At 41.9% G+C, this 12,596-nt stretch carries 11 protein-coding genes; 9 read left to right on the top strand and 2 right to left on the bottom strand.

The features are described from left to right. Positions 1–260: 260 nt before the first annotated feature. The 7 genes from IOD06_RS06985 (at position 261) to IOD06_RS06955 (ending at position 8,017) form a co-directional block, all read left to right on the top strand. Positions 261–1,877: a flavin monoamine oxidase family protein gene (locus IOD06_RS06985; RefSeq protein WP_194620162.1), complete on the top strand. Its 1,617-nt coding sequence runs from the start codon at positions 261–263 to the stop codon at positions 1,875–1,877. Positions 1,878–1,954: 77 nt separating this feature from the next. Continuing rightward, entirely contained in the window at positions 1,955–2,617 is a 663-nt protein-coding gene (locus IOD06_RS06980; RefSeq protein WP_194620161.1) for a cytochrome c, read from the top strand. A gap of 143 nt (positions 2,618–2,760) precedes the next feature. After that, positions 2,761–4,437, top strand: a complete 1,677-nt coding sequence (locus IOD06_RS06975) for a phosphoethanolamine transferase (RefSeq protein ID WP_227669944.1) — start codon at positions 2,761–2,763, stop codon at positions 4,435–4,437. 71 nt (positions 4,438–4,508) lie between these two features. Next, complete coding sequence (locus IOD06_RS06970) at positions 4,509–5,198, top strand: response regulator transcription factor (RefSeq protein WP_194620160.1); 690 nt, start codon at positions 4,509–4,511, stop codon at positions 5,196–5,198. Positions 5,199–5,317: 119 nt separating this feature from the next. Then, positions 5,318–6,664 (top strand): HAMP domain-containing sensor histidine kinase, encoded by a 1,347-nt coding sequence (locus tag IOD06_RS06965; protein WP_194620159.1) that lies wholly within the window; start codon positions 5,318–5,320, stop codon positions 6,662–6,664. 218 nt (positions 6,665–6,882) lie between these two features. Next, positions 6,883–7,269 (top strand): diacylglycerol kinase, encoded by a 387-nt coding sequence (locus IOD06_RS06960; protein WP_201591853.1) that lies wholly within the window; start codon positions 6,883–6,885, stop codon positions 7,267–7,269. Positions 7,270–7,291: 22 nt separating this feature from the next. Continuing rightward, positions 7,292–8,017, top strand: a complete 726-nt coding sequence (locus IOD06_RS06955; RefSeq protein WP_194620158.1) for a PAP2 family lipid A phosphatase — start codon at positions 7,292–7,294, stop codon at positions 8,015–8,017. 21 nt (positions 8,018–8,038) lie between these two features. Here the strand turns inward: IOD06_RS06955 and IOD06_RS06950 are convergent, their stop codons facing one another. Continuing rightward, positions 8,039–9,643 (bottom strand): phosphatase PAP2/dual specificity phosphatase family protein, encoded by a 1,605-nt coding sequence (locus tag IOD06_RS06950; protein WP_194620157.1) that lies wholly within the window; start codon positions 9,641–9,643, stop codon positions 8,039–8,041. 188 nt (positions 9,644–9,831) lie between these two features. Between IOD06_RS06950 and IOD06_RS06945 the strand changes: the two genes are divergently transcribed. Together IOD06_RS06945 and IOD06_RS06940 are read left to right on the top strand one after the other, a co-directional pair. Continuing rightward, the gene (locus IOD06_RS06945) at positions 9,832–10,464 is read left to right on the top strand and encodes a DedA family protein (RefSeq protein WP_194620156.1); all 633 of its coding nucleotides are present in this window, start codon (positions 9,832–9,834) and stop codon (positions 10,462–10,464) included. 344 nt (positions 10,465–10,808) lie between these two features. Next, the gene (locus tag IOD06_RS06940; RefSeq protein WP_227669942.1) at positions 10,809–12,092 is read left to right on the top strand and encodes an adenylate/guanylate cyclase domain-containing protein; all 1,284 of its coding nucleotides are present in this window, start codon (positions 10,809–10,811) and stop codon (positions 12,090–12,092) included. A 93-nt stretch (positions 12,093–12,185) separates the two neighbouring features. Here IOD06_RS06940 and fdx read toward each other — a convergent pair whose 3' ends face one another. Further along, positions 12,186–12,524, bottom strand: coding sequence for an ISC system 2Fe-2S type ferredoxin (gene fdx / locus IOD06_RS06935; protein ID WP_010199366.1), 339 nt, complete (start codon positions 12,522–12,524; stop codon positions 12,186–12,188). Between the last annotated feature and the right edge of the window lie 72 nt (positions 12,525–12,596).

Here is a 12,596-nt window from a genome sequence, read left to right as displayed (position 1 = left end):
TAAAATCTTCCCAAACTAGGCGTAAACCGACGATAATGTCGAGACCTTAGCTAGGTTTACAACAACGTTTGGGGTGATTCTAGCATCAGCCTTTCAGGGCAGGGCTATTTTTTGCCAATACATGGCGAAATTGTCTAACCTAGAATGACTAGGCGTCAAAAATTTCACTGCGTATTGTCTAAAAAATAGCCACTGCCAGTACCACATTTGAATGTTCAACAGACCCTACTATAAAAACGAAGTGTGCCAAGGATAATTAAATGAACGATTTATTGCATTCCCCTACACGGCGACAATTGCTTTCAATGATCGGTAAGACTGCTGGCGCGACTGCCATGTATCAGGCGATGACCACATTAGGGTTTGCATCCGAGTCGAGTTTTAAGCAAGAAATAGATCTCAAGGGTGCTCCTGCTGGCGCGAGCATCGTTATTTTGGGAGCAGGGTTGAGCGGGCTTACAGCAGCTTATGAGTTACGTAAAGCAGGCTATAAAGTCACTGTGCTTGAATACCAAAATCGTGGTGGTGGGCGCAGTTGGACGCTAAATAGTGGCGATAAATATACTGAGCTTGGCGGTGAGGAGGTGACTTGCGACTTTGAAAAAGGCAATTACTTTAATGGTGGACCGTGGCGATTGCCCGTACATCACTATGCGGTATTCCATTATTGCAAAAAATTTAATGTCGCATTGCAGCCCTTTATCCAAACCAATGATCGTGCTTATCTGCATCGTACTAACCATTTCAATGGTGCACCGCAGCGCTTAGGCGAAGTACAAAGCGATATCCGTGGCTACGTGTCAGAGTTACTATCTAAAGCAGTCAATAAAGGTAGCTTAGATGATACGGTCACCAAAGAAGATAAAGAAAAGTTACTAGAAGGTTTGAAAGGTTGGGGCGTTCTTGATAATAGCTATCGCTACGTCAAAAGCCATGAAACCAGCAAACATCGCGGCTATAGTGTCTATCCGGGTGGCGGTCTGATGCCTGACGCTAAACCATCGACACCAATCCCAATGAAAAAATTATTAGACTCAGGGATGTGGTCTGATCTCTATGCTAATTACACCGTTTACGTGCATCAACCAGCAATGTTTCAACCTGTCGGAGGTATGGGCAAAATAGGCGATGCTTTCACACGTGAATGCCGCGATATGATCAAGTTTAATGCCAAAGTCACCAAAATCAATCAAGATGAGACAGGGGTAACTGTTGATTATATCGATAGCACCAATTCTGCAAGCAATAACCCAGAGGGTAGCGTCAAAAGCGTTCGTGCCGATTGGTGTATCTGTACTATTCCGCTGTCAGTATTAACCCAAATTGACATCAATGTCTCAGAACCAATGAAGCAAGCGATGGCAGCCGTCCCTTATGACAGCTCTTATAAAGTTGGTTTGGAGTTCAAACGGCGGTTTTGGGAGGAAGATGAATGGATCTATGGTGGCATCACTTATACGGATTTGCCTATTACCCAAATCTCTTATCCATCGCAGGACTTATTCACCACAGGATCTGGCGTGCTATTAGGCGCGTATGGTTTTGGTGAAAGTTCTTATAAATTCAATTCTTTAACGCCAAAAGAGCGCATCAAGGCGGCATTAGAATACGGCAAGCGTATTCATCCGCAATATCCCAAAGAGTTTCGTTCAGGTACGTCAGTCGCTTGGCATCGTATCCCGTGGTCGCTTGGTTGTTATGGTATTTGGAGTGAATCGAGCCGTGAGCAATACTACGATACGCTTTGCAGCATTGATCATCGGATTGTATTGGCAGGCGAGCATTGCTCACACATTCCGGCTTGGCAAGAAGGGGCCATATTATCGGGGATGGACGCGGCCAAACGCTTACACCAAAAGGCCAAAAAACTTGGCTAGTATGCCTATTTTGGCCAGCATAGTAACGATCGTATAGTAACAGCTATATAGTAACGATTATAAAGGTGATCATAAACATGATAAAACCACGCTCTTTTAACGGTCTTAAACCGTTTATTTCATATAAGACAGTCATATTATTAACGTTGGTAGGCACATTTACCGTGTCAGGCTGTAGTCAATATAGTAATGATAATGCGGTCACTATTGCCAGTCAACAATCCAGCCCTATGATATTTGACGATCAAGCCAGCCGCAATAACGGGGCGTGGGGCGCGGTTTATATGTCCAAAGAAGCGCTGACCAGATCCTCCAAAAATATCGTTGATGTCAATTCGATACCAAAAATGAGCGAAGATGCCGGCTTGCAAAAATGGCTCACCAAATTTGAAGGTAGCTCACAAGGTAAAAGCGGTTTTTTTTCTACTGATGGTAAAAAGCTTTATGAGGATTCTTGTGCAGGTTGCCATATGCAAAAAGGCGAGGGCGCACAAGGAGCAGGCTACTATCCACCGCTAGCGGATAATACTAAGATGGAGTCAAAGTATTATATTATTAGCGTCGTCATGAATGGTCTACGTGGTATGCCTTCTTTTCATAGCATGATGACCGATCAGCAAATAGCTGCCGTCACTCAGTATGTGCATAGCGATTTGAACAACTATACGGACACGGTCACCACTGCTAATGTCACGCAGCTGCGCCATGACTTTCCACCCGGCGCTGATCCCAGTGAATAGCGCATGACTCATTTTCTAACATCCTAAATTTCTCATTGTCATTTAAAGTATTTTTTTAATTCAAGCAGCTTAACGCCTTCTTAACAAGGTACTTGTTACTTTAATGAATTGGGTCTTCACTCATTCTGTTGAGAAGTATTTGTATGTCAATATCTCAAGCGCTTAGTGCTAGCTTTACCAAAGTTCATGATAGAAAATATGCTATTAGCAAACGCTATCATTTTGAGCTGAATGTTAATGTACTTATCGTCATTACTGCACTATATTTAGTCACTACCGCTAATATTAGTTTTTTTGCGCAAGTCCTAAATATCTACCCACTTGATACAAATGCGGGGTTCATTCTTTCACTGGTGGGCTTGTTGTTTGGTTTGCTGTGGCTAATACTTCAGCTGCTTTGTTATCGTTCAACGGCAAAAGCAGTGTTGATTACCATGGTGCTGGTGGCAGCGGTTTGTGGTTATTTTACCGATGCTTACGGCACGATTTTTGATCGTAATATGCTTATCAATAGCTTACAAACCGATCAAGCTGAGGCTATGGATCTAATGGCACCAAGCTTTGCGATTAGAGTGGTATTATTAGGCATCATTCCAGCATTTATTATTAGCAAAATTCGTTTAAAGCGCCTCTCTTGGCAACGCGCAATACTTCAAAAGACCGCAACCTTAGTTGCCTCTATTGCGCTGATTGCGCTTTGCCTGATACCTTTTGGCGATCAGTACGCCAGCTTTTTTCGTCAGCATAAAGAAGTCCGTTATTATAGCAACCCAATCACGCCCATTTATTCTGTCGTAAAACTAGGAACGGATTATATAGCTGAACGGCAACGCCCTGATACGCTGATACTTCATGCAGCAGATGCCAAGCGTAGCGCAGCTGTGAATAGCACTGCAAAACCTAAGCTGATGGTCTTTGTGGTCGGAGAAACCGTGCGTGCTGACCACATTGGCTTGAACGGCTATACACGCAACACTACGCCACTGCTCGCCAAGCAAGCGGATATCTATAGCTTTAAGAATGTAACGGCCTGTGGCACCTCTACCGCTTATTCAGTCCCTTGTATGTTCAGCTATGCAAACCAAAGTGACTACGATGTAGATACCGCTGCCTATAATGAAAATGTGTTGGATACGCTAAGTAAACAAGGCGTCAAGGTCATTTGGCGAGACAATAACTCTAGCTCTAAAGGCGTGGCAGATCGAGTGGTGTTTGAGGATTACAAAACGCCGGATAAGAATCCCAATTGTGATAGCGAATGCCGAGATATTGGCATGTTGGATGGCTTTGATAAAATGGTTAAGTCGGACTCTAGCCAAAAAGACACTTTGGTTATACTGCATCAAATGGGCAATCATGGCCCCGCTTATTACAAACGTTATCCTAAAGCCTTTGAAAAATTTCAGCCAGTTTGTATGACCAATGAGCTGTCCAAATGTGATGCGCAGTCGGTCATCAATGGTTACGACAATGCGATTGGCTATACTGATTATTTCTTAAATAATGTTATTGAAACATTGAAGCCTTATCAACAAGACTATGAGGTGGTGATGGTATATATTAGCGATCATGGAGAAAGTCTGGGTGAGAACAATATCTACTTACATGGACTGCCGTACAGCATTGCGCCGAATGCGCAAAAGCAAGTGCCGTTGATTGTTTGGTCGCCTGCGAGTAACCGTATCAGTAGCGAGAGTCTCACGAGTATGAGCACTCAGCCAGTATCACATGACTTTATCACGCCAACTTTACTAAGCTTTTTTGATATCACCACCGACGAGGTAGCCTCAGCGCCTACTTTTTTTAAGGTCGCCAATTAAACGCTTATTTATGATAGATAAGCGTTTTTAGGCAGTCATATTTAGGCAATCATCTTTAGGTAGTCATAGCCATGTACAAGATACTTATTATTGAAGACAATCCCGATATCGTTGCCAATATCTATGCGTTTTTTGAGCCAAAAGGTTTTGAGCTCGACAACGCTCACAATGGTTATAGTGGTTTGACCTTGGCATCAACCAATCGTTATGACGTTATATTATTGGATGTGATGCTCCCTGGTATGGATGGCACTCAATTGTGTAAGAAGCTCAGAGAAGAGTTGCATGATAAGACGCCGGTATTGATGCTGACGGCTCGCGATACGATCTTGGATAAAGTTGCAGGATTCGATAGTGGTGCTGATGATTATCTGGTCAAACCCTTCTCATTGGTGGAGCTCGAAGCCCGTATCAAAGCGCTCATACGCCGCCATCAAGATGAGCACTTTCGGCATAGTATAGAGGTCGGTAAACTGTCTCTAAATACAGATGAGCACACTATTCAGCGCGAGGGCATCTTTTTAAAACTGACCCCAACTGGGTTCAAGATACTCGCCGCACTGATGAGCGCCGCTCCTAGAGTGGTCAGCAAAACGGAGCTTGAGGAAAAAGTTTGGGGACGAGATATCCCAAGTAGTGATGCTTTGCGCACTCATCTTCATAGCGTAAGGGCACAGGTCGATAAACCATTTGCTCAACCGATGATAATGACCATACCAGGCGTTGGCTATCAGATCGTCGACCCTGATAATTTGTCGTAACTTGTCTCGCAGATCATTTTGTGAGCCATTTAACGGTCAATAACGATAAACTGGTCGGGCGTATTTATATCCCTGATAACCTATACTTATCTTCTGCTACTATCAAGTAAGCCCATGCCATGTTTAATATAGATTCTATAGCCAATAAGTTTCGTGTGTCCTACCTCTTATTTGCCTTGTTACTGTGCGCCACTTTTGTCAGTATTTTTTTGTATGCCGAAATGCGAATAGAGCAGGATTTGGTTAAAGCTCGTCTGTTACAGCAGCTAGAGCTCAGTCAGAAAGAGTATGGTGAGCAGACGATTTATACGGCAGAACCAGGGATTAAAATTTATCGTTATGATAGTGCACCTGAGAATTTAAAAGCCCTAGCGACTGAAACGGTGCAAGAGATTTCTGTCACTGTTGATACGGGCGCAGACAAAACGAACACTGAACTGCATTTCTTTCACTATCACCGCGACCAACAAAATTACATTTTAACCTATCTAGAAAACACCGATATGGTGATGGAAAATTATCCTGTTTTGGCAATCTTTGAGCATTTAGAGGACATATTTGCGGCTGCCTTGAAAGCTGCTGTCATTTTAAGTTTATTGATTGCTATTGTCTTTTCTCAATTGTCTTCCAAGCAAATCATCAAGCCTTTACTGGCTTTAAAGCGGGCAGTGGAAACAGACCATCGTAACTTGACAGAGTTGACCCATTTGCCGTCGGAAGTCGGAGTGTTGGCTCGAGCGATTGATGAAAAAAACCATAAACTGGAGCAGTATCTAAAACGTGAGCAGCTGTTCACAGGTGATGTCAGCCACGAGCTACGCACACCATTGACAATCATTATGGGCGCGTCTGAAGTGTTGGCCTCACAGTTAGAACATGACAGCCGCTTGAGTGAATTTACCAATCGTATCAGCAATACTGCCAAAGAGACCTCTGAAATTATCACGGCTTTACTATTGCTTTCGCGTGCGCCTGAAGAATTGGATGCGCCGCTAACATCCATTAATAGCATTGTAGCCAATGAAATTGAACGTTTAAAGTATTTGCTGCGTTATAAAACAGTGACCTGCACAGTGGTGGCAGAACAAGAATACACTGCCTATGTGCGACCTGAGTTACTTAAGATGGCGTTGGGTAATTTGATCAAAAATGCGTTTCAGTATACGGATGATGGAGAAGTCATTGTCACTATCGATGCTAAAAAAATAACGGTGATGGACACTGGTCTGGGTATTCCTGAAGTTATGATGCCTCTGCTTTATGAAAGATTTGAGCGTCTAAATCACAGTGATACCGATAATCAAATGGATAAAGATCTATCACCTAACTTTCATTCTGTTTATAAAGTAGAAGGTACGGGGCTAGGGCTCAGTATCGTACATCGTATTATGACTCATATGGGCTGGCAGTTAACCCATCACCCCAATGACAGTGGTGGTAGTACGTTTAGTATTTATTATCAATAGCGCTCATCAGTGCGAAGCATTAAAAAATGTCCATAACTTTTTAATGCTTTCTTAACGTTGTCTTAACCTTTGCTATCTTATACTTAAAACTTGCAGCATATCCTACTATTCATGAGTATAAAGGATTCAATATGAGCAAAGTCACACCCTCTCACTTTGACTATAAAAAGCCCGATTTTGAGCCTATTGGCCAACCGGTTCCTATCCCATTACTTGCAATTGATAGTTATGCCAGTGACGCGAAAGGTAAAAAAGGTCTTGCCCGTATCGTCAAAGCCACCAGTTACTCTATAGATGGTTTTAAAGCAGCTTACCAATTTGAGGCGGCCTTTAGACAGGTTTTGTGGCTCAACTTTGCCTTACTCATGGCACTCATCTTCACGCCTTTTGATCTCAGCATAAAAATGCTGCTGATAGTCGCCTCTTTCTTGTCATTGATCGTTGAGTTATTTAATACGGGTATCGAAGCCAGTGTTGACCATGCTTCGACAGAGCAGCATCCACTTGCCAAAATAGCCAAAGATGTCGGTTCTGCTGCACAATTTTTGGCATTATTGCTTTTGACCCTGCTATGGCTGATAGCGCTATCTAGCACTTTCTTGTGAATCCTATCTTTTGGGTGTATCAATGACTGTAAAAACCAATTCCACTGATTGGGTTTGGCTCAAACTCTTGTGCCTAACCCTCATTGCGACACTGACATTTGAGCATAGCCAATTGGACCTTCGTATCAGTGAGCTTTTCTATGCAAATGGTCGATGGCTGATAGATAAAGGTGCGCAGCCTTACGCGTTTATCTTTTATGATTTACCTAAATTATTGCTGATTTTGCTCGGCGTTTATTTAATAACCGTGTTAATCATCAAGTATAGACAGCCCTTGAGTACAACCTCTCTGCTTAATAAATCAAAATTTGATAGATTACTTACTCCCTTATCGGTGCGTGAGATAAGTTATCTTTTGAGCGTATTGATTATGGTGCCGACTACCATTGCTGTGCTCAAAGGCATGACCCATGTCAGTTGCCCCAATCACTTGATGGTTTTTAACGGTGACTTACCATACCTTAATCTTTGGCAAAACATAGTGGCTATGACACCCGCCAAGTGTTTTCCAGCAGCGCATGCTAGCGCAGGATTTTCTTTATATGGCTTGGCGTTTTTACCGACGCTACGACAATATCGATATAGAATCTTTGAGACAGTCACTGTCTTAGGGTGGACGATGGGAGGGTACAAAATGCTCTTTGGCGACCATTTTTTTAGTCATACCTTGGTATCGATGCTGCTGTCACTGACAATTGCTTGCGCACTCGCAACAGTATGCTTCAAAAAAAGAGAATTTATATATTGATGATATTTTCTTAATGCTTGTTCAAGTATTTTTAGCCAAGCCCCCAACCTTGTCAACGAGCGACTTAGGTAGATAATCGTCATTGATATGCGCTTTTGGATACTGCTCGTTGATCCAAGTAACGTAATTATCGGTAGTCAGATGTCCTCGATATATCAGATATAAAGCGTGCAGGGCGACGCTACGGGATAGTCCCATTACGCATTGGAAGTTGATCAGGATTGTTTTGCTAGGCAGCTGTTTTTTCGTGATATTAGTCGCTATATCAATGGCTGTTAATGTGTCTATCTGTTTAAATAAATGGATAAAGTGTTGAGTATCAACCTCTCTTAACGACTGTAAGTCTAATAGTGGAAAATAAAGATATCTCATCTGAACAGCAGCAAATGATGGATGAAAATCGCAGGATAATGAGCTGTCATGATTAACGTCTAAATTACTGACATCTAAATGACCAGCGCCTAATCTTTGTGCTTGCGCGTAAGTATGGTGGGCATGTAATGCTTGTTTTAAACTCAAACTATGACTGTTGGTCTCTACAGCCGAGTCAACCACAATAATCATCGTAAATTTAGAAAAGTATGAATAATGCCCATCGCTCATTTTAGATAAGCCAAATAATTTTGGGGTAGCAACTGCATATATAGAGTCTGCTATTTTATGTGTTGGACATCTATCAGTATGGTTCAATGAGCCACAATCTGATTTTGTATGTTGAGTGAGCTGATACCGTTGCCCGACATACCACATCAGCCGGTAGCCTAATAGTAAGGGTGCAAACGTCAGCCAAGTAGATAGGAGCAAGCGCCCTTGCTCATCCTTTGCAAACCAACGTTTGTCGCGAGGTTGATTGGAATATTGATAAGCCCAAGCTAAGACAAAAAAACTTAACATCCAATACGTGGCGATTAAATGACATAACCCTGCAAAAGTGATAGAGGTCATGCTTCTATTGAGCATAAACCCTGCTATCGATAGGATTAAAAATCCTGATATCGCCACTGTCAGATACTTCAAAACCAAATTGTTTTGCAGCTTATTGGTTATTACCAGTATCAACGTTGCCAGTAACAACCCACCAGCAATATCTAGTAGATGATGCTGGTAAGTTAGAACGGTGGATATGATGATGAGACTACAGATACAGAAGAGCGTCAGGCGATAGAGCGCAGATTTTGAAAGTTGCCATAATGACGTCCCTAGTAATACAGCATATGTCACATGCAAGGAAGGGAACTGATTAAAAGGTTTGTCTGTTATATGCAAAAACTGATAGCCATAGTGTGTCCAGCCCAAAACTGTAGGGCGCTCAAAAGTGAATTTGGCGGGAAACACATAAAAGATAAAACAAGCAAAAAGGGTAGCTAGGATTAACTTGCGCGTTAATAATGAGAGCTGTGCTGGCGTTTTTACCATGAAAAAACTGGCGCAAAACAGCATGATGGACCAGCTATAAGGCACAATCATCAGCGCAATAAAGGGAATGGCTGTGTCAATCGGTATGGCTAGTATATGAACTTTCTTAGGCCATACATGGTTAATGCTACTTAGCTTAGAAAGCTGAGTAGCATAAAACTGAGTATCATAAAAAAGTGTTTGCGCATAGATATTAGTCAATGAGTACAAAAGAGCAAAGACCCCTAACGCGCACGCTAAGGAGATCCATCTGGAAGTCATTGAAATAGGCGAATTACTGGTCATAGGGTTTGTCTAATCGTTGCCATAGTGCAAGTGCTATAAATAGCATAAAACAGACCCTAATCAAAATTAGAAAAATAAATCGTCTATAGTTTTAATAAGGGGAGGCAGTCATTATGAATCAAATCAGCGAATGGGTACTCAGTATTATGGCAAAGTTTGGCTACTTTGGTATTGTGTTTGCCATGTTTGCCGAAAACGTCTTCCCGCCCATACCTTCTGAACTCATTATGCCAGCGGCCGGTTTTGCCGCGTCAAAAGGCGACTTAAATTTAATGCTGGTTATTGTTGCCGGTACACTAGGTGCCTCACTGGGCGCGTTGCCCTTATATTATTTAGGCCGTGTATTTGATAAAGAACGTTTGGTCGCGTTTACCCAAAAATATGGCAAATACGTTTTCGTTAAACCCGATGACGTTATCTCTGCAAATGATTGGTTCGATAAACACGGCAAAACAGCCGTGTTCTTTGGGCGTATGGTGCCCGGCGTTCGCTCGCTCATCTCTATACCTGCTGGCATGAACAAGATGCCGCTATTGCCTTTTTTAGTATTGACAGCGTTAGGTGCCAGTATTTGGACTACCGTATTAACGTTAGCGGGATATTATCTCGGACAGAACTATGAGGTCATCGAAGGCGTATTGGCCCCTTACTCTAAAGGGTTTGGTATACTGGCTGTCATAATTATCATCGGTTGGCTGATCAAGCATCGTCGGCAAAATAAGTACCGTAATTCCGATTTAAAATAGATTCAAGGTAAAATAAGTGATAGGTGGTATACTTTTGGTTATATATGACATAGTTTTTAACATACTTAAAAAGTATAATATCAATTATAATATAGTGATAACTGATTAATATCCGACTTGATAATAGAGGTAGTTGATGCACCTGTGCTATCTTCGTAGACTTTTAGTCTTTCCAACCATCTGTTTTGCTTAAGCGAACACTTTATATGCCTTTTTTAGACACGCTGAGACCAAATCGCCCTTCAAAAAATGAAGGGGTATATCGATTTGACTATCCAGAAGTCTTCGTCTTAATTCTCACGGTCATACTCCTCGCGTTACATTTTGATTTTAGATCTACCTCAATGGCACTTCTTGTTATTGTTTGTCTGCCAAGCTTAATGATACTAATCTACAATTATCGTCGCCCAAAAAGTTTTTGGACGTCTAATATTGTCATTATTTTATTGTCTGCGGTCATCGGATCAGTACAGTTCTGCATCATTATTTCGCTGAGTTTAGCTGCGCTCATAGGTCTTAGAATTATCATTAGTGGCTCTGAAAATAATTTAAAGCTGATCGCCAGCTCAATCATAACGGTCATTGTTTTTTATTATGTTAGTGTCACTTTGGCCATAGCTGAGATAGATTGTTATGAAGGCTGGACAACACCAATCGTGTTATTGGCAAGTATGGCGGTTATTCTGTGTCAGTTTCAGTATATGTATCAAGAATATCTCGGTTATGAAACGCGTGCTAATCAGGCAGTTGGGCGTCTAAGCAGGATGGTCTCCGTTATTAATAAGTTAACACGCTTCATCCCGCCGCAAATTTGGGAACCCATCGTCAAATCTGATAGCCCAGTCATCGTTTCTAATAAGCGTGCTAAGCTGACGATTATGTTCTCAGACATCGTTGGTTTTACCGAATTGTCCGATAGTTTGAGCGCTGATAATTTGGCTGACATTTTAAATACCTATATGCACTGTATGACTTTAATAGCCAATAAACATGGCGCCGTGCTTGATAAGTTCATTGGCGATGGCATGGTGTGTTTTTTTGGTGAACCAAAGAGCCGCGGTGCTCGCCAAGACGCGCTAGACTGTATCGCAATGGCGATAGATATGCGTCGTGAGATGCGCACTTTAAGACAAAAATGGCGGCTCATGGGTTTTGAAGGACTGTACATACGCATTGGAATTACGACAGGTTACTGCCATGTTGGTAATTTTGGCAGCAACAATCGTCTCAGCTATACCTTGATCGGTAAAGAGGCCAATTTAGCAGCCAGACTTGAAGCGAGTGCTGGTAAAGATGAAATATTAGTTAGTGAGAGTACCTACGACTACGTCTGCCATAATTATGAGTGTCAGCACGCTGGTGCATTTCAGCTAAAAGGCTTTGATGATCAAGTAAATGCTTGGCAAGTGCTTGATCCTGATGCCGATAAGGGTCATCTCTCTAAATGGGTTGATCACACGCTGCCAGGTTTCAACTTGCATTTGAACTTTAAAGATATGAAAGATAATGATTATCAAGATATCAGGGCGCGCTTAAATTTTGCGCTTGAGCGGGTTGAACAAGAGGAAGAAAAGTTGGCAACTGATATAGCAGCAGAATGCAAACGTGACAATAATGGTCATAAATAATCGTCTAAAAGCAATATCTATAATATTAAGCACAAAAAAGCCAGCTATCATGACGATAGCTGGCTTTTTTAACATAACAGTAAGATAGGTTGTTTAATGGTTTTCTTTGGCATGGTTGAGCGTATATTTAGGAACCTCGATGGTTAAATCCTCATCATCGAGCATAACCTGACAAGATAGGCGTGAGTCAGGCTCTAAGCCCCAAGCACGATCTAATAAATCGGCCTCAATGTCGTCCATCTCATCTAAACTATTAAAGCCTTTGCGAACGACCACATGACACGTAGTGCAAGCTTTTGACATCTCACATGCATGTTCAATTTTAATGCCTTTTTCTATTAGCGCCTTACATAGGTTGCTACCAGCTTCTAGCTCGACTTCGGCGCCTTCAGGGCAAATTTCATGATGCGGTAATACGGTAATTTTTGGCATAAATCGTCTTTCCAGTGCTAATCAATTAAAAAAATAAAAATATAAGAGATGAGCTTAGTATGATCGCTAAGC

The organism is Psychrobacter sp. N25K4-3-2 (assembly GCF_015351755.1).
In the GTDB taxonomy this organism is placed as follows: domain Bacteria; phylum Pseudomonadota; class Gammaproteobacteria; order Pseudomonadales; family Moraxellaceae; genus Psychrobacter; species Psychrobacter glaciei.
Note: the sequence above shows the minus strand (reverse complement) of the source record. Positions and strands in the feature narration are given on the sequence as shown.